The 23,335-nt window shown below is 64.5% G+C and carries 23 protein-coding genes and 1 tRNA gene; 9 read left to right on the top strand and 15 right to left on the bottom strand.

Going from position 1 to position 23,335, the window contains the following annotated elements; all coding sequences use genetic code 11:
• Positions 1-383 precede the first annotated feature (383 nt).
• The 7 genes from HCZ97_RS20475 to HCZ97_RS13490 form a co-directional block, all read right to left on the bottom strand.
• Positions 384-572, bottom strand: a complete 189-nt coding sequence (locus HCZ97_RS20475; protein ID WP_217701786.1) for a hypothetical protein — start codon at positions 570-572, stop codon at positions 384-386.
• A 224-nt stretch (positions 573-796) separates the two neighbouring features.
• Positions 797-1,846 carry an amidohydrolase gene (locus tag HCZ97_RS13465; RefSeq protein ID WP_217701787.1) on the bottom strand — a complete coding sequence of 350 codons (1,050 nt, stop codon included), beginning with the start codon at positions 1,844-1,846 and terminating at the stop codon, positions 797-799.
• 48 nt (positions 1,847-1,894) lie between these two features.
• Complete coding sequence (locus HCZ97_RS13470; RefSeq protein WP_167689238.1) at positions 1,895-2,896, bottom strand: ABC transporter ATP-binding protein; 1,002 nt, start codon at positions 2,894-2,896, stop codon at positions 1,895-1,897.
• Positions 2,893-3,891, bottom strand: a complete 999-nt coding sequence (locus HCZ97_RS13475; protein ID WP_167689239.1) for an ABC transporter ATP-binding protein — start codon at positions 3,889-3,891, stop codon at positions 2,893-2,895. The genes HCZ97_RS13470 and HCZ97_RS13475 overlap by 4 nt, the downstream gene beginning before the upstream one ends.
• Positions 3,888-4,808 carry an ABC transporter permease gene (locus HCZ97_RS13480; RefSeq protein ID WP_167689240.1) on the bottom strand — a complete coding sequence of 307 codons (921 nt, stop codon included), beginning with the start codon at positions 4,806-4,808 and terminating at the stop codon, positions 3,888-3,890. The genes HCZ97_RS13475 and HCZ97_RS13480 overlap by 4 nt, the downstream gene beginning before the upstream one ends.
• A complete protein-coding gene (locus tag HCZ97_RS13485; protein ID WP_167689241.1) occupies positions 4,808-5,782 on the bottom strand; it encodes an ABC transporter permease in 975 nt (324 codons plus the stop codon). The genes HCZ97_RS13480 and HCZ97_RS13485 overlap by 1 nt, the downstream gene beginning before the upstream one ends.
• Positions 5,783-5,843: 61 nt before the next feature.
• Complete coding sequence (locus tag HCZ97_RS13490; RefSeq protein WP_167689242.1) at positions 5,844-7,424, bottom strand: ABC transporter substrate-binding protein; 1,581 nt, start codon at positions 7,422-7,424, stop codon at positions 5,844-5,846.
• Positions 7,425-7,653: 229 nt separating this feature from the next.
• Here HCZ97_RS13490 and HCZ97_RS13495 point away from each other — a divergent pair, with 229 nt between their 5' ends.
• The 5 genes from HCZ97_RS13495 (at position 7,654) to kdsA (ending at position 12,748) form a co-directional block, all read left to right on the top strand.
• The gene (locus tag HCZ97_RS13495) at positions 7,654-8,589 is read left to right on the top strand and encodes a LysR family transcriptional regulator (protein WP_167689243.1); all 936 of its coding nucleotides are present in this window, start codon (positions 7,654-7,656) and stop codon (positions 8,587-8,589) included.
• 1,194 nt (positions 8,590-9,783) lie between these two features.
• A tRNA-Arg gene (locus tag HCZ97_RS13500) sits at positions 9,784-9,860 on the top strand.
• Positions 9,861-10,083: 223 nt separating this feature from the next.
• The gene (locus HCZ97_RS13505) at positions 10,084-11,073 is read left to right on the top strand and encodes an SIS domain-containing protein (protein ID WP_167689244.1); all 990 of its coding nucleotides are present in this window, start codon (positions 10,084-10,086) and stop codon (positions 11,071-11,073) included.
• Between the two features lie 20 nt (positions 11,074-11,093).
• Complete coding sequence (locus HCZ97_RS13510) at positions 11,094-11,915, top strand: 3-deoxy-manno-octulosonate cytidylyltransferase (protein ID WP_167689245.1); 822 nt, start codon at positions 11,094-11,096, stop codon at positions 11,913-11,915.
• On the top strand, positions 11,912-12,748 hold the full coding sequence (gene kdsA, locus HCZ97_RS13515) for a 3-deoxy-8-phosphooctulonate synthase (RefSeq protein ID WP_167689246.1): 837 nt from the start codon (positions 11,912-11,914) through the stop codon (positions 12,746-12,748). Before HCZ97_RS13510 ends, kdsA begins: the two co-directional genes overlap by 4 nt.
• A 124-nt stretch (positions 12,749-12,872) precedes the next feature.
• Here kdsA and HCZ97_RS13520 read toward each other — a convergent pair whose 3' ends face one another.
• A complete protein-coding gene (locus HCZ97_RS13520) occupies positions 12,873-13,535 on the bottom strand; it encodes an ABC transporter ATP-binding protein (protein ID WP_167689247.1) in 663 nt (220 codons plus the stop codon).
• On the bottom strand, positions 13,535-14,680 hold the full coding sequence (locus HCZ97_RS13525; protein ID WP_167689248.1) for a capsule biosynthesis protein: 1,146 nt from the start codon (positions 14,678-14,680) through the stop codon (positions 13,535-13,537). Before HCZ97_RS13525 ends, HCZ97_RS13520 begins: the two co-directional genes overlap by 1 nt.
• A 342-nt stretch (positions 14,681-15,022) precedes the next feature.
• Here HCZ97_RS13525 and HCZ97_RS13530 point away from each other — a divergent pair, with 342 nt between their 5' ends.
• A complete protein-coding gene (locus tag HCZ97_RS13530) occupies positions 15,023-15,814 on the top strand; it encodes an ABC transporter permease (RefSeq protein ID WP_167689249.1) in 792 nt (263 codons plus the stop codon).
• Positions 15,815-15,884: 70 nt separating this feature from the next.
• Here the strand turns inward: HCZ97_RS13530 and HCZ97_RS20615 are convergent, their stop codons facing one another.
• From HCZ97_RS20615 to rfbC, 5 genes are all read right to left on the bottom strand, one after another.
• Positions 15,885-17,051: a DUF2793 domain-containing protein gene (locus tag HCZ97_RS20615; protein WP_254871529.1), complete on the bottom strand. Its 1,167-nt coding sequence runs from the start codon at positions 17,049-17,051 to the stop codon at positions 15,885-15,887.
• Between the two features lie 84 nt (positions 17,052-17,135).
• Positions 17,136-18,014 (bottom strand): glucose-1-phosphate thymidylyltransferase RfbA, encoded by an 879-nt coding sequence (rfbA, locus tag HCZ97_RS13540; RefSeq protein WP_167689250.1) that lies wholly within the window; start codon positions 18,012-18,014, stop codon positions 17,136-17,138.
• Entirely contained in the window at positions 18,011-18,862 is an 852-nt protein-coding gene (gene rfbD, locus HCZ97_RS13545) for a dTDP-4-dehydrorhamnose reductase (protein WP_167689251.1), read from the bottom strand. The genes rfbA and rfbD overlap by 4 nt, the downstream gene beginning before the upstream one ends.
• Positions 18,859-19,896, bottom strand: a complete 1,038-nt coding sequence (rfbB, locus tag HCZ97_RS13550; RefSeq protein ID WP_167689252.1) for a dTDP-glucose 4,6-dehydratase — start codon at positions 19,894-19,896, stop codon at positions 18,859-18,861. The genes rfbD and rfbB overlap by 4 nt, the downstream gene beginning before the upstream one ends.
• A complete protein-coding gene (gene rfbC, locus HCZ97_RS13555; protein WP_167689253.1) occupies positions 19,893-20,450 on the bottom strand; it encodes a dTDP-4-dehydrorhamnose 3,5-epimerase in 558 nt (185 codons plus the stop codon). Before rfbC ends, rfbB begins: the two co-directional genes overlap by 4 nt.
• A 314-nt stretch (positions 20,451-20,764) precedes the next feature.
• Between rfbC and HCZ97_RS13560 the strand changes: the two genes are divergently transcribed.
• Positions 20,765-21,325 carry a L,D-transpeptidase gene (locus tag HCZ97_RS13560; protein WP_167689254.1) on the top strand — a complete coding sequence of 187 codons (561 nt, stop codon included), beginning with the start codon at positions 20,765-20,767 and terminating at the stop codon, positions 21,323-21,325.
• A 37-nt stretch (positions 21,326-21,362) separates the two neighbouring features.
• Here the strand turns inward: HCZ97_RS13560 and trxC are convergent, their stop codons facing one another.
• Complete coding sequence (trxC, locus tag HCZ97_RS13565) at positions 21,363-21,830, bottom strand: thioredoxin TrxC (RefSeq protein ID WP_167689255.1); 468 nt, start codon at positions 21,828-21,830, stop codon at positions 21,363-21,365.
• 122 nt (positions 21,831-21,952) lie between these two features.
• Between trxC and HCZ97_RS13570 the strand changes: the two genes are divergently transcribed.
• Together HCZ97_RS13570 and HCZ97_RS13575 are read left to right on the top strand one after the other, a co-directional pair.
• Complete coding sequence (locus tag HCZ97_RS13570) at positions 21,953-22,837, top strand: alpha/beta fold hydrolase (RefSeq protein WP_167689256.1); 885 nt, start codon at positions 21,953-21,955, stop codon at positions 22,835-22,837.
• Positions 22,838-23,117: 280 nt separating this feature from the next.
• Positions 23,118-23,324 carry a cold-shock protein gene (locus HCZ97_RS13575; protein ID WP_167689257.1) on the top strand — a complete coding sequence of 69 codons (207 nt, stop codon included), beginning with the start codon at positions 23,118-23,120 and terminating at the stop codon, positions 23,322-23,324.
• Positions 23,325-23,335: the final 11 nt, after the last annotated feature.

The following is a 23,335-nucleotide window of genomic DNA, read 5'->3' on the forward strand; positions in this document are numbered from 1 at the left end:
GCTTGTCTACTTGCCGGTGCCCAAGACCGAAAAAAACGGGTCATCCCAGCTGTCCGGAGGGGCAGATGCCCATAGTTCAATCACTTGCTCCTTGCCGAATGCAATTCCGGAACAAGGATGCCCGTACCGCCCGCCCACCATGAAACTGTCATGTTTGGGATGCCCTCCGGGGAGGGCCCAAGGGGCAAGGCCCGCTTGCCGCCCGAGGAAACCTCCCCACCCGAACGCCATTGCCCCTCGCCTAGGGCAGGTTCGCAACCGCCAAGAATGGGTCGAACGCTGCCTTGTTTCCGCCGGGCGATCACCTGAGCTAACCCCATCGAGTGGTCCGGCCTACCTGCCAATGCAAGGTCGGCCCAAGCGAGCGATCCACCCCTCTCCTGTCAAGACGATCGGGAGTTCTTCGGGGGTGTCTTGTCATCCGGCATCGGCGATCGATAGGCCTCTCCGCCCCGGCGCTTGCGAAACTCGGCTTGTGCCGCACTGCGCAGGTCGGAATCGCGCACAACACGGGCGGCGGTGCTGGCCATCACCTTGGCGGCGGTAACCATCGCCTTGTGGGCGTGGGGCATCTTGCCCTGCGTGACCGTCTGCCAGGTGTGGAAAGGCGTGCCGATGACGGTGGTCGCCGTCAGGCATTGCGCAACAGGAACAACGTTGCTGACATCGCCAACATCGGTAGAGCCGAAGAACAGCCCCGGCTCTGTCGGCAGAGCAAGGATACCCTCGTGCAGATTGCGCGGGTATTCCAGTTCGGCACCGAACGCCGCTGCGCTGGCGCGGCGGTCGCTGTCGGTCAGCGCAGCGTCGGCAAGACGGTCGGCATACTCGTGGTCGGTCTCGTCATAGCCGGCGCGCCGATTGCCTCGAACGCCTCGTGCATCGCTTCTTCGAGAGCGCGGTTCGGCAGGATGCCCGAGGTCGCGCGGTCGAAGACCACCTCGAAGGTCGTGTCGGTCATCAAAGCCGCGCCCTCGGCGATGCGCAGCACCCGCGCATAGAGGTCCTCCGCCTCGTCCAATCGGGGCGCGCGCACCAGATAGAGACCCTCGGCGTAGCCCTGCACCACGTTCGGCGATGTCCCGCCCGTGTCGGTGATCGAATAATGCACGCGGCAGTTCGACGACATGTGTTCGCGCATGAAGTTGATGCCGATGTTCATCAGCTCAAGCGCGTCAAGCGCGCTGCGCCCGACCTCGGGGCTGACGGCGGCGTGGGACGACCGACCTGTAAAGCGGAAATAGGCTTGCTTGTTGGCAAGCGTGGCCGCGGACATGACAGCGTTGTAGGGCGCCGGATGCCAGCAGAAGGCCGCGTCGAGACCGTCGAAACTGCCTTCGCGGGCCATGTAGGTCTTGCCAGAGCCGCCCTCTTCTGCCGGGCAGCCGAAATAGCGCACCCGGGCCTTGACCCCGGCCTCGGCCAGCGCGTCGCGCAGGGTTACGGCGGCCAGCAGGGACGCGCTGCCTAGCAGGTTATGGTGGCAGCCATGCCCCTTGCCGCCCTGCTCCAGCGGTTTCTGTTCGGTCAGCCCTGCCTCTTGCGAGAGACCCGCGAGCGCGTCGTATTCGCCCAGGAACCCGATGGTGATATCGCCCTCGCCACATTCAGCCATGAAGGCGGTGGGCATTCCCGCCAGGTTGCGGGTGATGGTGAAGCCCTCCGCTTCCGCCGCCGCGATGTGTTCCTCGACGGAGCGGACCTCCTCCCAACGCAGTTCCGGCATGCCCCAGAGCCGGTCGCTCAGCGCGATGAAGGTCGGGGCCTTGCGGTCAGCGAGCGCCGAAACGGCGTCCGTCGACAGCATGTCGTTACGCAGGACGGGGTCGGGTGTTTCTGCAGTCATGTTATTCTCTTGTCAGCTCGGTTTTTCGTTGGAAAAGCGGCGTGTGGCTCAGGCCGTATCGTTCAGATGGCATGCCGAAAGGCGCCCCGGGGCGATCTCACGCAGCGCCGGACGCTCCGTGCGGCAGCGCTCGGTCGCCCAGGGACAGCGCGGGTTGAACGCGCAGCCCGGCGGCGGATTGAGCGGCGAAGGGAGTTCGCCCGCGATCGGGGCGTAGTCGCGTTTGCCGGCCTCCAGACTGGGCACCTGATCGATCAGAAGACGGGTGTAGGGATGGTTCGGATCGCCATAGAGCGCGTCCGTCGGCGCCACCTCGACCACGCGACCAAGGTACATGATCACCACCCGGTCAGAGATATGCTCCACCACGCCCAGGTTGTGGGAGATGAACAGATACGTGAGGTCGAGCTCGTCCCGCAGATCCATGAAAAGGTTCAGGACCTGCGCCTGGATCGACACGTCGAGCGCGGCGACGGACTCGTCGCAGATGATCAGGTTCGGGTTGACCGCGAGCGCCCGGGCGATCCCGATGCGCTGGCGCTGGCCGCCGGAAAACTGGTGCGGGAACCGGTCGATGTAGGCACTCGACAGCCCGACCTTTTCCATCAGGGAACCGACGTAGTCGCGCTGCTCACGGCGCCTGATCCGGCCATGTTTGACCGCCGCCTCGCCGATGATGTCCACGATCCGCATACGTGGGTTGAGAGAGGCGAAGGGATCCTGAAAGATCATCTGAACGCCAAGATCGAAGGCGCGATGCTCCTTTGCGGTCATCTCGGCCACGTCCTTGCCACGCCAGCGCACGCTCCCGCCCGAGGGCGTACTGATCCCGGCAAGCATCCGGGCAACCGTCGATTTGCCACAGCCGGACTCGCCGACGATGCCCACGACCTCGCCGCTCTCGACAGTGATATCCACGTCCTGGACGGCCTGCACATTCACGGGGCGGTTCTTGCCGCCGAAGAGATTTGTGATCCGACCGCCCAGGCTCACCGGTTGTGAAAAGGTCTTGGACAGGTTGCGGATCTCGAGAATTGGGGCCTCGGTCATTGATCTCCTCCAGTCTCGGGGTGCCAGCACCGGAATTCGCGTGTGTTGCCAAGCGACGTGACGCCCGGCGTCTCGCGGCATTGCTCGGTCGCGCGATGGCAGCGGTCGCGGAAGGCGCAGCCCTCGCCCAGCTCAAGCAGCGAAGGTGTCATGCCTTCGATCTGATGAAGCCGCGCGCCGCGCGTGCTGCCCGACGGGACTGAATCGATCAGGCCGCGCGTGTAGGGATGCATCGGGTGATGGATGATCTCGTCCGTCTCGCCCGTCTCGACGATCCGGCCCGCGTACATCACCGCGATGCGGTCGGCGAGGCCGGCAATGACCGCGAGGTCATGCGTCACCCAGATCAGCGCGGTGCCGGTTTCCCGGCAAAGCTCTCTCACCTCGTGGATGATCTGCCCCTGGATCGACACGTCGAGCGCGGTGGTGGGCTCATCGGCGATGATCAGGCGCGGCCGGTTCAACAGTGCGATGGCGATGGCGATCCGCTGCCGCATGCCACCCGACAGCTCGAATGGATAGCAGCGCAGCCGCTCGTCGGGCGACGGGATGCCGACCTTGACCAGCACGTCCCGCGCCCGCTGCCGGGCCGCCGCGGAGCTGACCGTCTCATGTGCCTGGATCGCCTCGATCATCTGGGTATCGACCCTGAGAACCGGGTTGAGCGTCATGGACGGATCCTGGAACACCACTGCGATGTCGTTGCCCCGCAGCCGGCGCAGCTCCCGCTCCTTCATGGCCAGCAGGTCGCGGCCATCGAACTCGATGCTGCCGCCGACGATGCGCCCCGGCGGGTCGATCAGACCAAGGATCGAAAACCCGGTGATGGACTTGCCGGAGCCCGACTCGCCGACCAGACCAAGGATCTCCCCGGGTGCCAATTCAAGGTCGACGCCGTCCACCGCCTTCACCGCTCCGAAGCGCGTGAGGAAATGGGTCTGGAGGTTCTGCACTCGCAGAAGCGGCATGGTGTCTGTCGTCTGGCGGGCGGTCATTGGGCGTTCCTCGGGTTGAGAATGTCGCGCAGATGGTCACCGACAAGATTGATGCCGAGGACGATCAGGGTCAGGGCAATACCGGGAAAGAGCGAGATCCAGTATTCGCCGGACATCATGAACTCGAACCCGTTCGCGATGAGCATGCCAAGTGACGGCTCCGTCACCGGCACGCCGATGCCAAGGAAGGACAGCGTTGCCTCTGCGGTGATTGCGTGGGCAAGGTCGATGGTCGCGATGACGATCAGCGGCGGCATCGTGTTCGGCAGCATATGGCGGAAGATGATCCGACGCGATCCAAGCGAGAGGCTGCGCGCCGCCAGCACGTATTCGCGGTTGCGCTCCACGATCGCCGAGCTTCGGGCCGTGCGCGCGAAATAGGCCCATTGGACAACGATCAAGGCGATGATCACCTTGTCGATCCCCTGGCCCAGCACCGACAACAGGACAAGCGCCACGAGGATCGCCGGAAAGGAAAGCTGGATGTCCACCGTACGCATCAGGATCGCATCGACCACGCCGCCGAAATAGGCCGCGATAAGACCAACGGCGGTCCCGATGAACAGTGCGCCTGCGACGGCGCTGAAGGCGACGATCAGGCTCGTGCGCATCCCGTAGAGGATGGCCGAGAGCACGTCCCGCGCCTGTCCGTCGGTTCCAAGCCAGTAGGTGATGTCACCCGACGAGGACGTGCTGAGCGGGGGCAGCTGCGAATCGAAGATATCGAGCGTGCCGATGTCGTAAGGGTTCTGCGGCGCGACCCAGGGGGCCAGGAAAGACGGAACCGTAAGACCGACAAGGATGATCAGGCCGAATACGGCGAGCGGGTTTTCGAAGAACTGCCGGACGATCCGGCGGAACGGCGTATCGGCGCGGGTGCGGGCGGGTCTGTCGGCAGAAGTGGGTTGCACAGTCATCAGTCACGGACCTTTTCGCGGGAACTGGGGTCGATCACCATGTAAAGAAGGTCGATCACGAGGTTCAGCAGGACCAGGAACAGGACCATGATGAGCACGTAGGCGACGACCACGGGCCGATCGAGCGTGAGGATCGAGTCGATCAGCAGCTTGCCCATGCCGGGCCAGGAGAAGACCGTCTCGGTGACAACGGCGAAGGCCAGCGCCTGGCCGAATTCGAGCCCTGCCACGGTTATGATCGGGATGAGCACGTTCTTGAGCAGATGAACGCGCAGGATTCGCGAGGAGGAGAGCCCCTTGGCGCGGGCGAACTTGATGTAGTCCATCGCCTGGATCTCACGCGTCGCCGCGCGGGTGACCCGGATGATAAGAGACGCCTTCGTCAGACCGAGGGTCAGCGCCGGCAGGATCAGATGTCGCAAGCCGTCGAGGGTAAGGATGCTCAGCTCGATCGGGCCAACCTGGACCGTTTCCCCCCGACCGGATGTCGGCAGGATGCCAAGTTGCACCGCGAAGAGCATGATGAGGACCATGCCGACCCAGAAAGTCGGAAGGCTGAAGCCAAAGATCGAGCCCGTCATGATCACCTTGGAGAACGTCGCCTCGGGGCGCAGCCCCGCGATGATGCCGAGTGGGACGCCTATGACGACGGAAAAGAACATCGCAAAGCCGACGAGTTCGACCGTGGCCGGCATCCGTTCGAGAATAAGTTGCAGCGCGGGCTCGCCGGTAAGGAAGCTGCGTCCGAAATCCCCCTGCAGCGCGCTGCCCAGGAAGGTGATGTACTGCACGAAGATCGGCCGATCGAGCCCGAAGCTCTCGCGCACTGCGTCTCGCTCGAGGTCCGTTGCCTCTGGGCTGACCAGCATCGAGATCGGATCCCCGACAAGGTAGATCCCGACAAAGACAAGGACGGACATGACAAGAAGGACAAAGAAGGCCTGCAACAGCCGATTGATGACGAAAGCCGACAAGGAGCGTCTCCCACGCGTTAGAGGTTGCCCGCAGCCCAGAGGGCTGCGGGCCTGCGATGGATCACTCGGACCGGGTCACGTTCTGCGGCAACGTGAACTGGTCCGCGCGCGCTTCGTATTCGAGATCCGCGCGCAAGCCCCAGGACGGAACCTCGAAATGGATCGGCAGGATCGCGAAGTCGGACATTGCGAGCGCATCCGCCTCTTCCAGAAGCTTGGCGCGCGCGTCATCGTCCATCGTCTTGCTCGCCTCGCTCAGCAGCGCGTCAAGCTCGGGGTTCGAGTAGCGGCCGGCATTCGCGCTGCCCTGGCCCGCGTCCTTGTCGTAGGTCGCCAGCTGGGCGCCTAGGGTCGTGCCGATCTCGCCGGTGTTGTTGCCCCAGGACGCAAGGTAGGCACTGTAGGCGCGATGGTCGCGGTTCTTGAAGAAGACCGGCGCCGCCGCGGCATCAACAGCAGTCTTGACGCCGATCCGGCTCCACATCGCGGCAACCGTCTGCGCAACACGGGCGTCGTTGACGTAGCGCCCACTGGGCGAGCCGAGAGTGATTGAGAACCCATCGCCGTACCCGGCTTCCTCAAGCAGTTGCGCTGCGCGTTCGGGGTCTGCGGGGGCGGGTACCTCATGATCTGCACTGGTCCCGAACATGTTCGGCGTTCCAAGGCTGCCGGCCGGTACGGCGGCGCCCCCCATGACACGGCTCGCGATCCCTTCACGATCAATCGCCCGGAAAAGCGCCTCGCGGACTTCCTTGATCTTGAGGGGGTTTTCGCCGTCCGTTCCGGAGATCCCCGGGCTGTCGTCCCGTTCCTGATCCAGGGCGATAAAGATGACCCGTGCGGGCGGGCCCGAGACGATCTTCGCGTTCGCATCGCCTTCGATCTGGCCAACGCTCCCGGTGGGCACGTCCTCCATCATGTCGATGTCGCCAGCCAGAAGTGCTGCCGAGCGCGTTGCCGGATTTGTCATTGGCCGCATGATGACACGGTCCCAGTCCGGCGCCTCGCCCCAATAGGACGTGTTCGCTTCAAGTATGAGGTCCGCACCCTTCTGCCAGGACACGAAGGTGAACGGCCCGGTGCCGATGAGCCCTTCGCCACGGTTGAGTTCGGTGGTGGTCCGCCCCTCGGGCGCGTCCCCGGAAGCGGCGGCTTTCGACATGATCGGGAGGTTAACCAGGTCGACCGTCAGGTTCGGATAGGCCTGCTTCGTGGTGATGCGTACCGTGGTATCATCCAGCGCCTCGACCCCGGCGATCTGCCGCGTGAACAGCGTAAAGGGCGTGGGACTGTTCGGCACCTTCGCCACCCGGTCGAGCGAGAAGACCACGTCCTGCGCGGTCAGCGGCGTGCCGTCCGAAAAGGTCACCCCTTCCCTGAGATGAAAGTCCCATTCCGTCGGGCTGGCCAGTTCCCAGCTTTCGGCCAGAAGCGGCTCGATCGCACCTTGCGCGTCCTGGCGGACGAGCGGTTCGAATATGGCGAGAGAGACCTGCATGTTCGGCGAGAGGACGTGGAACTGCGGGTCCAGCGAGGACGGTTCAGACTTGGTGCCGATGACCAGATCTTCGGCGCTGACCGGCGAGCAGGCCAGCAGAAGCGCGGCAGTACTCGCGAAGAGATGCGAACGTGTGAAGCTCATTCTTTTTTCCTTATGGGCGGGCGTCGGATCTTCGACGCGGGCCCTTTCCCTGTTGATCAATAACGAAAACTCGATGAGCAAAAGACATGGCCATGACGACTTGTCGCCGTCGCCTTCACCTGCTGACTTTTTCCGGTTTTCGCGTCGATACGCCTAGTCTGAAGCGATACCCCGAAGGCATGCAATGAACTAATCTGGCGTTTAAGATGACTTTTGGTTATCGTGCCGCATGGATATTCGCCAGCTTCGCTACCTCGTATACACGGCTCGTTACTCGAGCTTCCGCATCGCAGCCGACAAGCTGAACGCGACACAGCCGGCGGTCAGCAAGGGCATCCGCGTCCTGGAGCAATCCGTCGGTGTCCGCCTTCTGGACCGTGGACCATGGGGCGTGAAACCAACTGAGTACGGCGAGCGATTGATCCAGTACGGAGAGGTGCTCCTGGCCCTGACGGAGGAAGCCCGCACCGAGATCGACGCCATGCTGGGCGCAAAGCGCGGCCGCCTCCGGGTCGGCTCGATCGCCACGACCGTTCGCGGTGTCGTGCCCACCGCGGCCCGCCGCTTCCTCGAGAAATCCCCCGAAGTCGATCTGAACTTTTACGAGGAACTCTCACCCGCCCTCCAGGCGCAGCTCCTGAAGGGATCGATCGATGTCGCCGTGATGTCCCGACCGCACGACTTTCCGGATGAAGAGCTGGAATACCGGGCCCTTCTGAACAGTCCGATGCAGATCGTGGCCGACGTCGCACATCCACTCATGCGACGGGAGCGGCTCTCTCTCAGTGATTTGACCAGTTTTCAGTGGATCCTGCCCGCGCGTCCTGACCCTGATCGCCTCGCCCTCGATTCGCTGTTCAGCAAGGCGCAGCTTCCACTGCCGAAAGCGGTGTGCGAGACGACATCCTCGCGCTTTCAGGTGTCCATGCTCGCGGGCTCGCCATGGCTGAGCTACCTGACAACTTCCAGCGCCTACACCTCCGTCGAAAATGCGCAACTGGCGCCGCTTCCCCTGCTGCGCTCGCCTGCCTGGACGCGGTCCGTTGGCGTTGCCTATCGCAAGCAGCGCGTGTCACGACCCATCATTGACGGGTTCCTTCGCGAACTCGAGATTGCCTCTGCGGAATACACCGCCAGTTTGGGCTCTGGTGCGCAAACCCGGTGAAGGGTGAGGTTAAGCCCCACTTCCTGCATGATCTCCTTAACAGCGCCCCGAGCTTCCCTCCGGGCCACGCGCTTAAAACCGGAGCACTTGCAAACCTTGCAGGGCCTCTTGCCTACGATGGAGCGCTGTTTGACCGGCTTGACCGGCGAGCCAACGCAATCGATCCGCGGGCAATCCTAAACACCCTCCGTGCTGACCACGAAGCCCTTCGCGATCGAGCCCGGATCGAAAGTTCCGTGCTATAAAGTCACCACTCGCACCGCCTCGCTAAGCGACACGCTTGGAATCCAACGACAACGCCTGCCCGCACCCTCAGGAATCTGGCAAGGTACCGGATGAGGGCATCAGAAAGCGAAGCGGCAGGATCGCGCTTGATGCTGGCGACTTGAGCCCATCTTGACGCTTGGGAACCTTGGGTGCTAGTCTGATAACTTATAAGAAATCAAAAAAATTGCGCGTTAGCTCTAGCTAGATCCCGATCTACAGGCTGCGGCTGCCGCGCCCCTTTTATACGTTCGCTCCCAACCGCCCGGGCCACTCCCGGATAAGTCCTTCAGACGCCTCCATTCATTCCGCGCGGGCAGCGGGGAATCAATTGCGCGAAGATTTTCGCGCAATAAATCTATGCCGCCAATTTAAATCTCCACTTTAATACGCACTAACGCCTTCTCTGCATATCCCATAAGCAGATTCCAATCACCACGCCCCAACGTGCGCGTGAAAACCCTATCTGGTTGATTGACACGCATACTTGATCGCGCATGATTTGAACGGGCATGTCTTATTGCCTAATAGCCACAGTCAAACGGGCGCTCCCGCTTAGCGCATTGGCTTCCTATTGCAAAACAAGATCAACATCAGCAAGGTGCCCGCGTGCAATCGACTCCGAAACGGGCGTGGCATCAGTAAGCCAGAAAAAGCCCGGTAAATTTTTAGTGCACATTCTGGGGATTAAAACGGGACATGACTATTAGAGTATTCACCTGCCACGACTGCGGGCACAAAATGCGTTTTTTCGGCAAGCATTGCGGGAAATGTTACGCGCAAAAACTACCCCACCAATTGCCGTCTCTCTGGCTCACTGGTGCGGCCATCGCCTTGATTCTGCTCATCATGGTTCTGGTGTCGCTTCTTACCTAGGGCGCGCTGAGCACTTGCAAATCGGGACCATATCGCTGAGAAGCATTTGGCCATGGCCCCGTAGCTCAACTGGATAGAGCAGCCGACTTCTAATCGGCAGGTTGAGGGTTCGAGTCCTTCCGGGGTCGCCAGGCAATTCAAGCCCAGCCAATCGCCCCTCACCGACATGACAGGAAACCGGGCGGTATATGGGGATGTACCGCCCGCTTTCACCTTCAGCCAGCGTGCCCCCTTGGCCCCGACCGTGGATGCCGCCGACGGGGGTCACCCCCTATGGCCTTGCCGCGAAGTTCATGCTAACTCTCAGGCCCTTATCGGAATGGCCGCCTGACGGCCCGATCGGAGTAACCTGACATGCCGAGCAGGGCCGAGCCTCTGGACCCCTCCCTTCCCAATGACACGCTGCTTGCCACCGCCCGCCGGGTGCTGCAGACCGAAGCTGATGCGCTTGCGCATCTGGCTGCCCATATGCCCGAAGATTTCAGCGCCGCCGTGGCACGCATCCTGGCCTCCAAGGGCCGCGTGATCGTTTCCGGCATCGGCAAATCCGGCCATATCGGGCGCAAGATCGCGGCCACCCTGGCCTCGACCGGGACGCCCGCGCAATTCGTCCACCCCGCAGAGGCCTCTCACGGGGATCTCGGCATGGTGACGCCTGCGGACATCTGCCTGCTGATCTCCAACTCCGGGGAAACCGCTGAGCTGCGCGACCTTGTTTACCATTCTCAGCGCTTCTCGATCCCGGTGATCGGCATCTCCTCGCGCCCCGAGTCGACGCTGATGGCTGCGGCGGATTACCGGCTGACCCTGCCGGCGCTGCCCGAAGCCTGCTCCATCGGCATGGCTCCCACCACGTCGACCACCCTGACCCTGGGCCTGGGCGATGCACTGGCCGTGGCCCTGATGGAAGAGCGCCATTTCCTGCCCGAGGATTTCCGCATCTACCACCCCGGCGGCAAGCTGGGCGCGCAGATGACCCGCGTGGGCGACATGATGCACCGGGGTGAGAGCCTTCCGGTGATCGACGTCGAAAGCGGTATGAATGACGTGCTGCTGACCATGACCTCCAAGGGCTTCGGCATTGCCGGGCTGACCCGCGACGGCGTGCTTGTCGGCGTGATTACCGATGGTGACTTGCGCCGGAACATGGAAGGGCTGATGCAACGCCCTGCCCTGGACGTGGCCAACAAGACCCCGGTGACCGTGGGCCCCGACATGCTTGCGCCAGAGGCGCTGGCCCTCGTGAATGACCGCAAGATCAGTGCGTTGCTGGTCGTGGACGCACAGAACCGCCCGCTGGGCGTGCTGCATGTCCATGACTTCCTGCGCGCCGGCGTGATGTGACCCTGCTGACGGATCCCGATATGAAGACCGTGATTTTCATCCCCGCCCGATATGCCTCTACCCGCTACCCGGGCAAGCCCCTGGCAACCCTGGCCCTGCCCGATGGCAGCCGGAAGAGCCTGATCCAGATGAGCTGGGAAGCGGCAAGCTCCATCGCCGGTGTCGATGCCGTCTACGTGGCCACTGATGACGACCGCATCGCAGAGGCCGCGCGGGCCTTCGGCGCCGATGTGGTCATGACCTCCGAAGAGTGCGCCAATGGCACCGAACGCTGCGCCGACGCCCTGGCCAAGAGCGGGATCGACGCCGACCTGGTGGTCAACTTCCAGGGCGATGCGCCCCTGACCCCGCCCTGGTTCGTCGAAGAGCTGATCGCGGCGATGAAGGCGGATCCCTCTGCCCCCATGGCCACGCCGGTGTTGCGCTGCGATCCCCAGACCTATGCCAACTTCCTTGAAGACCGCCGCAACGGCCGCGTCGGCGGCACCACCGCCGTCTTCGGCGTGACCGGCAATGCGCTCTATTTCTCCAAGGAAGTCATCCCCTTCGTGGATCCGGAAAAGCTGCCGGACCCGGTGCCTGTCTTCCACCACGTTGGCGTCTACGCCTATCGCCCCGATGCCCTGGCCGCCTATGTCGCCCAGCCCGCCACCCCGCTGGAACAGCTGGAAGGGTTGGAGCAGCTGCGCTTCCTTGAAACCGGCGTGCCCGTGCGCTGTGTGGAGGTCGAAGCCCGCGGCCGCGTCTTCTGGGAGCTTAACAACCCGGCCGACGTGCCCCGCATCGAAGCCGCCCTGAAGCAGATCCATGCCTCCACTCAAACCCAGACAGGTGCCAAATGAGCAAGATCGTCCAGGTCGCCGATATCGCCATCGGCGGCAACGAACCCTTCGCCCTGATCGCCGGCCCCTGCCAGCTGGAAAGCCTGGATCACGCCCGCATGATGGCCGAGAAGATCGCCGAGGCCTGCGCGCCCACCGGCACGAAGTTCATCTTCAAGTCCAGCTACGACAAGGCCAACCGCTCCTCCATCTCCACCACCCGTGGGCTGGGCATGGAAGAGGGTCTGTCGATCTTGTCCAAGATCCGCGATGAATTCGGCGTTCCGGTGCTGACCGATGTACATGACGCGCATCAATGCGGGCCCGTGGGTCAGGCAGTGGACGTGCTGCAGATCCCCGCCTTCCTCTGCCGCCAGACCGACCTGCTGCTTGCCGCAGGTGAGACGGGCTGCGCGGTGAACGTGAAGAAGGGCCAGTTCCTTGCGCCCTGGGACATGGGCAACGTGGCCTCGAAGATTGCCTCGACCGGCAATGAGAAGATCATGCTCTGCGACCGGGGCACCAGCTTCGGTTACAACACTCTTGTCACCGATTTCCGCGGCCTGCCCACCATGGCGCGCACGGGCTACCCGGTGGTCTTCGATGCGACCCATTCGGTGCAGCAGCCCGGTGGCCAGGGCACGACCTCCGGCGGCCAACGCGAATTCGCCCCCGTGCTGGCACGGGCCGCCGTGGCCGTGGGTGTCTCTGCGCTGTTCATCGAAACCCACGAAGACCCGGACAATGCGCCGTCCGACGGGCCCAACATGATCCCCATCGAGCAGATGCAGGGTCTCATTGGCCAGCTGCGCGCCTATGACGACCTGACCAAGGGCTTCGACCTGATGGTCTGACGACCCTGCGCCGGCTACAAGCTCCGGGGGCTTTGGCCCCCGACGCAGGCCGGGCGTTCGATGCGCCCGGCCTGCGCCCTCGGGCTCTTCGTAAAAGCAGGTGCTTAGTAAAGGCATGGGGGGCTCAGGCGGCGCCCGCCATGACATGCTGGTGATGGGCGATTGCCTCTTCAAGGTCGTCGTAAAGCGTCAGCTCTCCGTTCTCCAGCACCGCGCCCATGTCGCAAAGTTCCCGCACCTGGATCATGGAATGGCTGACCACCACAGCCCCGGCCCTCTCCATCCGGGCGCGGAAGACCTCTGCGCTCTTGGCGCGAAAGGCAGCATCCCCAACCGATGTGACCTCGTCCACGAGGTAGGTGTCAAAGGGCAAGCCCATGGAGACGCCGAAGGCCAGCCGCGATCGCATCCCGGCGGAATAGGTCTGCACCGGCAGGCGGAAATGGCCGCCAAGTGCTGCAAACCCCTCGACGAAGTCGACCAGTTCTCTGCTGTCCGCCCCGTAGATCCGGGCCACGAAGCGCGTGTTCTGGATCCCCGTCAGATGCGGGTGGAAGGACCCCGCGAACCCCACCGGCCAGGAGATAGAGCCGGTCGACGAAACGCGCCCGCCCGTTGGTTTCAGGGTGCCCGCGATGATCTTCAGCAGGGTCGATTTTCCCGCCCCGTTGCGCCCAAGCAGCGCCACCGCACGCCCCGAGGGGAAGGTCGCGTTGATCTGGTGCGCCACAAGCTTCCTGGTGCCGCCGCGCCGGTAGACCATCGACAGGTTCTCAAACCGGATCATCAGCGCCGGTCCTTCAGCGCATAGACCGTGATCGCCAGGATCAGCCAGGTCAGGAACAGGAAAAGTCCGACAAACCCTAGCAGCAGCCCGCGCTCGGGAAAGCGCGATGTCTCTGCCCGCGTGGGGGCCACATGGGCGGCCAGGTATCGGCTCTTCCGTCGGGCCTCTGCCTGGGCGAGGTCGAAGGATGCAAGGGCAGAGGTATAGCTTTCCTCCGCGAACTGGCGATCCACGACCAGTTCCTCGTATTGCCCCATGACCTCTGCTAGCCGCGCGCCCGCCGCGCCGCCATCCATGCCCAGCTTGGAACGTTCCGCCGCGATCCGCGCTTCGATCGTCTCGATCCGCAGGGCGGTCTGTTTCACCCGCGGATCGCTGGCCCGCGTGGTCCCGGCCAGAAGATCGGCATCGATCAACGCTTCCGCCAGCTGTTGCTGCAGATGCGCCAGAAGCCCGGCCTGGCTGGCCACGTCCGTTTCCGGATCGACCAGCTGGTTGCGATTGCGGAACTCCGTCACAGCAACACGCGCCGCGCGCAGCCGTTCCCGGGAGATCTCCAGATCCTCCTGCGCGGAGCGGATCGTGTCGCCCTGGGCGATATCGCTCAGCCGATTGATCAGGGCAGAGCTTTTCTCAAGCAGGCGTTCCGCGATCTGCTGGGCGTCCTGCGGGGCAAAGGCAAGCACCCGCACCTCGATCAGCTCCGTGCCACTGTCGTATTCAATGCGTACCTTGCGCTGCCAATGGGCCAACAGATCCTCGATCGCGCCGGAGGGATCATAGGCAAAGACCGGATCGGCCTGGGAATCGCCCCAGTCCCAGCCGGGCCGGGACCAGATCGCCGCCAGGTCCAGCTCTGCCGCCATCTCCTCTACCAGCTCCTGGCTTTGCAGGTATTCGTAAAGGATGTCCGCATCCCGCGTGCCGGCCCCGGAAAACTCGGAGATCCCGCCAAGCAGAGAGACCGCCGGGCTCTGATCTTCGGCCCGCACGGAAAAGGCCACGGTAGAGGCATATTGATCCGCCGCCCGCCCCCAGAGGTACCAGGCAGTGAGCCCCAGCGGAGCAACCACCGCCACCAAGAGGGAGACCAGCAAGGCCAGATGCCGCCGCCGGGGGCGTGCGGCCGCGGCGGGCGGAGCCACTAGGTTCTGCTGCACCTGGCGCAGCGGCGTCGGCGGCGCGGGCCTGGCCGCCGGCTGGCTTGCTGGCTGGGGGGCAGGTGCGGCAGCTGGCGGGCGGGCTTGCGCGGCGGCCCCCGGCGACCGGGCCTTTGCGGCAGCCGCCGCGTGACCGGGTCCGGCTGGCCTCGCAGGCCCTGCCCGACCGGCTGCTGCTGGCTCGGCTTTTCCGGGGACTTCGGTTCCGGGGACTGGGGGGCGGATCTGTTGTGTCACTCTGCACTTGGCAATTTGTTCACTGTTCGCCGCCAAACTACGGGCGAGAGGATCACAAATCGTAAAGATCCCAAGGAGGCAGAACAGAAGATGCAGGGCACCCTGACGCCGCATCGCCGCCCACTGGCGGGCCTGCGCACCATCGGCGCGCTTGTGCTGCGGGAAATGGCCACCAGTTATGGGCGCTCGCCCGGGGGCTACCTATGGGCGGTGATCGAACCCGTGGCGGGGATCGCGCTGCTGTCCTTCATCTTCTCGATGGGCTTCCGCGCCCCGGCGCTCGGCGTCAGCTTTCCGCTGTTCTACGCAACGGGGATGCTGCCCTTCCTCCTCTTCACGCATCTCTCCTCCAAGGTGGCGCAAAGCCTTGATTTCTCACGTCCCTTGCTGGCCTACCCGGCGGTGACCTGGCTGGATGCGATCCTGGCGCGCTTCCTGCTGAACCTGGTGACGCAGCTCATGGTCGGGCTGCTGGTGCTGGGCGGCATCCTGGCCCTTTTCGACACCCGCGCGGTGCTGGATCTTTCCGCGATCCTGGCGGCCTATGGGCTGGCTGCCCTGGTCGGCCTGGGCGTGGGCGTCATGAACTGCCTCCTGCAGGGGCTCTTCCCGGTCTGGATCCACGCCTGGTCGATCCTGATGCGCCCGATGTTCCTGATCTCGACCATCTTCTTCACCTTCGAAAGCGTGCCGTCGCCCTGGCGCGATGTGCTCTGGTACAATCCGGCGGTGCATTTCATCGGGATCCTGCGGCGGGGCTTCTATCCCGGCTATGACGCCGCCTTTGCCTCTCCGCTCTATGTCACCGGGATCGGGCTGGGGTTGCTGGCCATTGGACTGCTATTCCTGAGCCGGGCACATCGCCACATCCTGAACCGCTAGGCGGCAACGCGAAAACCCGCCGCGCGACGGCGCGCACGGCGGGTGGTCGTCTTGCGGGACAGGCCCGGTATCAGAACCAGCGCCCGATCTTTAGCTTGCCCCCGTCGATGGAGGTGACGGTGCCGGTGAAACTGGCCGGGTCGGTGACGATCGCCGCATTGCCATTGGTGCAGAACTGCGTGCCATCGGCCCAGCGGATGTATTCGCCATTGGCGTTGGAGCCGCTCTCCACCACCGCGCCCGTCGGGCTGCCCGCGCTTTCCGATACGGTGCCCACCACGGAGGCCTGGGTGAACAGTTCGACCCACTCGGCCCAGGCGCTGGCAGCATAGCCCCGGCACCAGACCCGCTGACCATCCTCGGCCACGTAGATCTGACGCGCGGAAGAGGCCCCGCCGCGCAGGACCATCAGGCTTGCCCCGGACGGGTCGCCCTCAGGGCAATTGCTGCCAGAGGCGGTGAAGCTGTAGATCCCCGCCGCAAGGCACAGGTCCGCATCGTCAGAGGGCGCGGCAAGCCCACCCGCGCTGTCGCCCAGCCCGAAAGCCCCGACCGGCATGAGCCGCCCCGCCGTGGTGTCGCCGGCATGCGATTGCACCGCCGCACCGCCCAGCGTGCCCTCATCCGGGTCGACCTCTAGCGCCGTGGTCCAGCTGCTGCCATCGGGCGACACCTTGATCGAAAAGGCATCGCTTCCCGCCAGCCCCATCTCTGCCCGCCCGCTCCAGTTGCTTTGGTAGAGCAGGCTGGCGGTCTCGCCCGTGGCGGCCTTGTTGATCTTGACCTGATGGCCGTTACCCGCGTGGCTGAACAGCACCGCAGGGGCGGAGACGCTCAGCCGGTTGGTGGCATCGGCAGTGGCGCTGACGCCAAGCTCTGCAACCTGCATGGGCAGATCGCCCGCATCCTGCCAGGCATTGTCGCGCCATGTGACGACCTGGTCCTCATCCAGCACATAGGCCCGCCACCCGGGCTTCGGCGCCTGAAAGATCCAGGTCAGCCCGTCCCGCGTGGCGATGGCGCCATCCTGCCCCGCCCAGTCACCGCTTGCCCCGCTGGCAACGATATGGCGTTCGCCCTCTGCCGGGCTGGCGGGCGGCGCGGTCAGGTCGCGGTCACTCACCGCCAGCTGGACCAGCGTATCCAGCAGTTGCAGCGCCTCGTTGTGGGTCACGTGCTTCTGGGCCTGCGACGGCATGAGATAGGGCAGCGAAAGGATGGCAGAAATGTCCGGCATGGGGCCTCTCCTGGATCAGGTTTGCCGCCGGAGGCTAGGAGAGCACCGTAAATCTTCCCTGAGACCACCGTGACGGTCGCCCCCTCAGCGGCGCTCCACCAGGTCGCGCAGGTAAAGCCCGTAGCCGTTCTTGCCGAACAGCCCGGCCCGTTCCAGCAGCGCGCCATCATCGATCCAGCCATTGGCATGGGCGATCTCATCCGGGCTGCCGATCTGCTGGCCCTGTCGTTCGGACAGGGTGCGCACGAAGTTACCCGCGTCCAGCAGGCTGGCATGGGTGCCCGTATCCAGCCAGGCATAGCCGCGCCCCATCTGCTCCACCCGCAGGCTGCCGTCCTCAAGGTAGCTTTCCAGGACCGAGACGATCTCAAGCTCGCCGCGCGCCGAAGGGGTCACCCGGCGGGCGCGGGCCGGGGCACTGCCATCCAGGAAATACAGCCCCGTGACCGCGTAATTGGACGGGGCGCGGGCGGGTTTCTCCACGATATGGCGGACGGTGCCGTCGGCCTCGAAATCGACCACGCCATAGCGTTCCGGATCCGCCACACGGTATCCGAAGACCGTCCCGCCGCATTCCGCCACATCGGCGCAGGCCATCAGCTCGGGCAGGCCATGGCCAAAGAACAGGTTGTCGCCCAGGACCATGGCGCTTGGCGCGCCGTCCAGGAAATCCTCTGCCAGCAGGTAGGCCTGGGCCAGCCCCTCCGGCCGGGGTTGCGCGATATAGGTAAAGCGCAGGCCCCATTGGCTGCCATCGCCCAGCAGGCGTTCGAAAGGCGCGCGGTCTTCCGGCGTGGTGATCACCGCGATCTCGCGGATGCCGGCCAGCATCAGGACCGACAGGGGGTAATAGATCATCGGCTTGTCGAAGACCGGCAACAGCTGCTTGGACACCCCCATGGTGATCGGGTAGAGCCGCGTGCCGGTGCCCCCGGCCAGGATGATCCCCTTGCGTTCGGTCATGTGGCCGTTGCCTCCAGCTCTTGCAGGACCGCATCCAGCCCCCGGCGCCAGTCCGGCGGCGCGATGCCGAAGTCCTCCGTGATGCGCCCGCAGTCCAGACGCGAATTCAGCGGTCGCACCGCCGGGGTCGGGTATTGCGCGGTGGGGATTGGCGTGACGGTGACCGGGCGGCCCGCGCGGGCAAAGACCTCTTGCGCGAAACCGGCCCAACTGACTGCGGGCTGGCCGGCGAAATGATAGATCCCGCCCGGATGCCCGCCGCCCAGGGCCCGCCCGAGAGAGATCAGCGCCCGCGCGATATCCGCCGCCGGGGTCGGCCCGCCGATCTGGTCATCGACAACGCTCAGCTCCGACCGGCTTTCGGAGAGCCGCAGCATGGTCTTGACGAAATTGTTGCCATGGGCGGAAAACACCCAGGAGGTGCGCAGGACCGCCCACCGCCCGCCGGCTGCGGCCACGGCGCGCTCCCCGGCCCGCTTGCTGCGACCATAGGCGTTCAGCGGATGACAGCGGGCGCTTTCGCGCCGGGCCATCCTGCCCCGCCCGTCAAAGACGTAATCGGTCGAGACATGCAGGAAGGGCAGCGCCGCCTCCGCACAGGCGCGCGCCATTTCGCCGGGGGCGGCGGCGTTGATCCGGGTTGCCAAGGCCTCTTCCTCCTCGGCCCGGTCCACGGCGGTGTAGGCTGCGGCATTGATCACTGCGTCCGCCTCTGTCGCGGCGATCACCTCGGCGCAGGCGCCCGGCTTCTCCAGGTCCGCCTCTGCCCGGCTCAGGGCCGTCACCTGGGGAAAGCGCTGCAATTCGCGGCCCACCTGCCCGTCCGCTCCGAAGACCAATACCCTCATGCGACACCAAGCCTCCGTCCGACGCCGTCACGCGCCTGCAGGGCCCGCCACCAGCTTTCGTTTTCAAGATACCAGCGCACCGTGCGGCCGATCCCCTGTTCCAGGGTGACAGTCGGGAGCCAGCCCAACTCCTCGCGGATGCGGGTGGCGTCGATGGCATAGCGCTGGTCATGGCCCGGGCGGTCCGCAACGAAGCGGATCTGCCCCGCATAGGGGGCGGCGCCGGGACGCTCGCGGTCAAGGCAGGCGCAAATCATCCGCACCAGGTCGATATTGCGCGCCTCTGCATTGCCGCCCACGTTGTAGCTGCGCCCGGGCACGCCACGGGTCAGAACGGCCAGCAGCGCCTCTGCGTGATCTTCTACGTAAAGCCAGTCGCGCACGTTCTCACCCGCGCCGTAAACCGGGATTTCCCTGCCGGCCAAGGCGTTCAGGATCACCACAGGCACCAGCTTCTCCGGGAAGTGGAAGGGCCCGTAATTGTTGGAACAATTCGACAGGACCACGGGCAGCCCATAGGTTTCCGACCAGGCGCGCACCAGGTGATCAGAGGCCGCTTTGGAGGCCGAATAGGGGCTGTTGGGCGCATAGGGCGAGGTTTCCGTGAAATAGCCCGTCGGCCCGAGAGAGCCGAAAACCTCGTCCGTGGAAACATGGTGAAACCGGAATGTCTCTGGACGTCCCGCGCGCTGCCAATGGGCGCGGGCCGCCTGGAGCAGGGTCATCGTGCCGGTGACATTGGTATCGATAAAGGCCGCCGGCCCGTCGATGGAGCGGTCCACGTGGCTTTCGGCGGCGAGGTGCATCACCGCATCCGGCGCATGGCGCGCAAAGATCCGGTTCAGCGCCGCGGAATCGCGGATATCGGCCTGCTCGAAGCAGTAATTCGGGTGATCGGCCACGCTGGCGACGTTCTCAAGGCAGGCGGCATAGGTCAGGGCATCCAGGTTCACCACCGCGTAGCCGCGCGCGATCGCCAGCCGCACCACGGCAGAGCCGATGAACCCCGCGCCGCCTGTGACCAGGATCTTCATGCCGCGCCCTCCAGTTCAAACGGGCTTTGCACCGTGCCCCAGGCCGGGGCGGCGGCATCCTTGTCCGACAGCACCGGGTCCAGCACACCCCAGTCGATCCCCAGGCTATCCCAGCGGATCGCGCCATCGGCCTCCGGCGCGTAGTAATCGGTGCATTTGTAGATGACTTCGGTGTCATCCTCGCGGGTGACGAAGCCATGCAGGAAGCCCGGGGGAATCCAAAGCTGACGACCGTTCTCGAAGCTCAGCTCGACCCCCACCCATTGCCCGAACCGGGCAGAGCCACGCCGGAAATCCACCGCCACGTCGAACAGGCGCCCGCGCCCGCAGCGCACCAGCTTGCCCTGGGCGTGCGGCGGGGCCTGGTAGTGCAAGCCGCGCAATGTTCCGGCCTTTTGCGACAGCGAATGATTGTCCTGCACGAAATCCACGTGGATCCCCGCGCGTTCAAAACTGCGCCGGTTCCAACTTTCGCTGAAAAAACCCCGGCTGTCGCCGAAGCGCTTCGGGGTCAGCAGCAGTACCTCTGGCAGTTTGGTTGCCGTCACTTCCATTCTGTCACGCCTTCTGGCCATGCGCCGCCACGCGGTTCTCACGCGCCGGCTGTCCTTGGGTATAAGCCTTCGATACCGGGGAAAGACTTAATTTTTCCCTTCCATCTGCAAGGCTGCTGCGCGATCAGGGGAGAGCCGCGTTTGCGCGGTCCCGCACGCCGCTGAAACGCTGATGCCGGGCATTCGTCCCGTATTTGCAAGAGATTTCACGGCGAATCACCCTTTTCCGGTTAAACTTTTGCAATAGCTTACGTCTTCACACCCATTCTGCCCGATAGACTGAGCAGTGCATCCTTTCTGCCAGGAGGACTACGATGATCAGCCGCCGACACTTCCTTGCGACCTCCGCCGCCGCAACCCTTGCCCCCGCGCTTCTGCACGCCGCCGAAACGCCCCAGATCCTGATGCCGCAGAAGGTCAGCTTCTCTCCGCAGTACCAACCCGGAGAGATCGTGATCCTGCCGCGCTCCTATTTCCTCTATCACGTCACCGCCCCGGGAGAGGCGATGCGCTACGGCATCGCCGTGGCTCGCCCGGGCCTGGGCTTCACCGGCACCGCCACGATCAAGCGCAAGGTCGAATGGCCCACCTGGCGCCCGACCGCTGAGATGATCGAGCGCGACCCGGCCCATTACGGCAAGTTCAAGGGCAACGATGATCGCATGCCGGGTGGCCCCGGCAACCCGCTGGGCGCACGCGCCATGTATCTCTACCAGGGGAACAAGGACACCTACGTGCGCATCCACGGCACTGTCGAACCACGGTCGATCGGCCACAATGCCTCAAGCGGGTGTTTCCGGATGATCAATGAACACGTGATCGCGCTTTACGACGAAGTGCCGATCGGCACCAAGGTCACGGTCCTGCAATCCTGACCCGCGCTGCGCTTTCGGCAACTGGCCCGGGGCGCAATCAGAGCGATTTCACCCAAGAGGTAATGCCGGGCGCGCGCTGCGCGCCCGCTTGCCTCTTGCGCTCCCGCCCGCCGGACCAGGCGATCATCGTGGGAATGCCCCGGATCTGGTAACGCTGGTTGGCGGCCTGGTGGGCCTCCGTGTTCAGCTTGACCAGACGGGCCTCACCGCGCAGCGTTCCGGCCGCCTTGGAGAACTCGGGCGCCATCATACGGCAGGGGCCGCACCAGGGGGCCCAGAAATCCACAACCAGCGGCACCTCGTCGTTGCGAGCGGCCTTTTCCAGCGTTGCAAGGTCGATTTCCACCGCCTTGCCCGGCATCAGCTGCGCACCGCATGTGCCGCATTTCGGTGCTTCGGACAGCCGCGCCTCCGGCACCCGGTTCACCTGGCCGCAGTCCAGGCAGGTCAGCTTCCGTGCCGCCTGCTTCGCATTTGTCCGCTTTTCCGCCGTCTGGTTGCTCATGCCCTGTCTCCCGTCTGCCAGCTGACATATAGGACGCGCATTCCCGCGCCGAAAGGGCGGAACCCCGCGCCGGCCCCCGGCGTTTGGTCCCGCCCCACCAGCGCCGCCTGACCGGACGAACAATGCCGCACCGCCTCATTCCCGCCCTTCTGCTGCTGATCCTTTCCGCCTGCTCCTCCCTTCCGGGGCCAGAGCGCGCCGGGGTCTTCCCCATGCTGGAGGACGGACAGGCCCGGAAAGGCATCCACAGGGTGATCCTGCTGATCCCCGGGGCCTTCGAATCCGTCAACATCTTCGCCCCGGCGCTGGACTGGCATCTGCCCGATACCACTGTGGTCGCCTATCGCTTCCCCGGCATGGACGGTCTGCCCCAGGATCACCGGGTCGACATGGACGGCTCTGCCCAGCTGATCGCGGATTACGTCAATGACCTCGACCCGGACGAGGTCTACGTGATCGGCTATTCCACCGGTGGCCCCATCGCCATCGAAACGGCGGAGCGGCTGACCACGCCGCCGCAGGCCATGGCGCTGATCTCCTCGGCGGCAGAGATGCCCTCGGCGATAATGGCCTCCCTGCGCGGCGCGGTGGACGTGGCAGAGGCGATGCTGCGCGTCGGCACCACCCGCTCGGACGCGGCCCTGACGGAAAACTACCGCACCCTGCTCTATGGGCGCGAACACTACCAGGACAGCGCCACCGCCAGCCTGTCGCAGTCTGAGGCGGAAGAGGTCCGCGCGGTCATGGTGCGCCCCTCGCTCAAGCTGTCGCTGGCCCATTCGGCCAGCCTCATGACCTGGCGGCTGGATGCGGACAGGGATCTTTCGGACACAAGAATCGGCTTCTTCCACGGCGGCGCGGACCCGGTCTTCCCGGTCGAGGCCACCCAGACCTTCGCCGCCCGCGTTCAGGCAGAACAGTTCCTGATCTACCCCGGACAGGGGCACCTGCTGTATGAAACCTCGCGGCGTCTCTTCGATGACATCCGGGATTTCTTCGCGCTCTAGGCCAGCTCGGGCACTTGCGTGAAGGGATCGTCAAAGGGGCTTGGAAAGCTCCCCGAAAGCGCCTGCGGCAACAGCGTTGACAGGCGCGCCACCCGCATATCGGGCCGGCAAAACACGCATATAAACGTTAATACTTGCTCAACAGGTCGATTCGGATGCACAGTTAATATGCATCGTTACAGCTTTAGACGGGCGTCATCGACTGCCCCCTGCCCGACCGGCCAAGGACGAAGCCAGGCTGCCACATACCGTGGGCAGCGCCTCGGCAGGACCATCGGAAATGAACAACGGTGTCGTCAAATGGTATAACTCCGTGAAAGGTTACGGATTTATCGCACCCGAAGGCGGCAAGAAAGATATCTTCGTCCATATCACCGCGCTGGAACGATCGGGCCTGACCGGCCTGTCGGACAACCAGCGGGTGCGGTTCGAGATCAAGGAAGGCCGCGACGGCCGCGAATCAGCGATCAACCTTCAGGTCGACTGAGCACGGGCGGA

The organism is Pseudooceanicola sp. HF7 (genome assembly GCF_011806405.1).
Taxonomy (GTDB): domain Bacteria; phylum Pseudomonadota; class Alphaproteobacteria; order Rhodobacterales; family Rhodobacteraceae; genus Pseudooceanicola.

What these genes read in the sequence shown, in the direction of transcription:
- HCZ97_RS13475 (WP_167689239.1), bottom strand. Translation starts at nt 3,891, where the DNA reads ATGACCGCCCGCCAGACGACAGACACCATGCCGCTTCTGCGAGTGCAG.
- HCZ97_RS13560 (WP_167689254.1), top strand. Translation starts at nt 20,765, where the DNA reads ATGATCAGCCGCCGACACTTCCTTGCGACCTCCGCCGCCGCAACCCTT.
- HCZ97_RS13470 (WP_167689238.1), bottom strand. Translation starts at nt 2,896, where the DNA reads ATGACCGAGGCCCCAATTCTCGAGATCCGCAACCTGTCCAAGACCTTT.
- HCZ97_RS13480 (WP_167689240.1), bottom strand. Translation starts at nt 4,808, where the DNA reads ATGACTGTGCAACCCACTTCTGCCGACAGACCCGCCCGCACCCGCGCC.
- HCZ97_RS13570 (WP_167689256.1), top strand. Translation starts at nt 21,953, where the DNA reads ATGCCGCACCGCCTCATTCCCGCCCTTCTGCTGCTGATCCTTTCCGCC.
- rfbB (WP_167689252.1), bottom strand. Translation starts at nt 19,896, where the DNA reads ATGAAGATCCTGGTCACAGGCGGCGCGGGGTTCATCGGCTCTGCCGTG.
- HCZ97_RS13520 (WP_167689247.1), bottom strand. Translation starts at nt 13,535, where the DNA reads ATGATCCGGTTTGAGAACCTGTCGATGGTCTACCGGCGCGGCGGCACC.
- HCZ97_RS20615 (WP_254871529.1), bottom strand. Translation starts at nt 17,051, where the DNA reads ATGCCGGACATTTCTGCCATCCTTTCGCTGCCCTATCTCATGCCGTCG.
- HCZ97_RS13575 (WP_167689257.1), top strand. Translation starts at nt 23,118, where the DNA reads ATGAACAACGGTGTCGTCAAATGGTATAACTCCGTGAAAGGTTACGGA.
- HCZ97_RS13505 (WP_167689244.1), top strand. Translation starts at nt 10,084, where the DNA reads ATGCCGAGCAGGGCCGAGCCTCTGGACCCCTCCCTTCCCAATGACACG.
- kdsA (WP_167689246.1), top strand. Translation starts at nt 11,912, where the DNA reads ATGAGCAAGATCGTCCAGGTCGCCGATATCGCCATCGGCGGCAACGAA.
- HCZ97_RS13495 (WP_167689243.1), top strand. Translation starts at nt 7,654, where the DNA reads ATGGATATTCGCCAGCTTCGCTACCTCGTATACACGGCTCGTTACTCG.
- HCZ97_RS13490 (WP_167689242.1), bottom strand. Translation starts at nt 7,424, where the DNA reads ATGAGCTTCACACGTTCGCATCTCTTCGCGAGTACTGCCGCGCTTCTG.
- HCZ97_RS13510 (WP_167689245.1), top strand. Translation starts at nt 11,094, where the DNA reads ATGAAGACCGTGATTTTCATCCCCGCCCGATATGCCTCTACCCGCTAC.
- HCZ97_RS13465 (WP_217701787.1), bottom strand. Translation starts at nt 1,846, where the DNA reads ATGACTGCAGAAACACCCGACCCCGTCCTGCGTAACGACATGCTGTCG.
- rfbC (WP_167689253.1), bottom strand. Translation starts at nt 20,450, where the DNA reads ATGGAAGTGACGGCAACCAAACTGCCAGAGGTACTGCTGCTGACCCCG.
- rfbA (WP_167689250.1), bottom strand. Translation starts at nt 18,014, where the DNA reads ATGACCGAACGCAAGGGGATCATCCTGGCCGGGGGCACCGGCACGCGG.
- HCZ97_RS13530 (WP_167689249.1), top strand. Translation starts at nt 15,023, where the DNA reads ATGCAGGGCACCCTGACGCCGCATCGCCGCCCACTGGCGGGCCTGCGC.
- trxC (WP_167689255.1), bottom strand. Translation starts at nt 21,830, where the DNA reads ATGAGCAACCAGACGGCGGAAAAGCGGACAAATGCGAAGCAGGCGGCA.
- HCZ97_RS20475 (WP_217701786.1), bottom strand. Translation starts at nt 572, where the DNA reads ATGCCCCACGCCCACAAGGCGATGGTTACCGCCGCCAAGGTGATGGCC.
- rfbD (WP_167689251.1), bottom strand. Translation starts at nt 18,862, where the DNA reads ATGAGGGTATTGGTCTTCGGAGCGGACGGGCAGGTGGGCCGCGAATTG.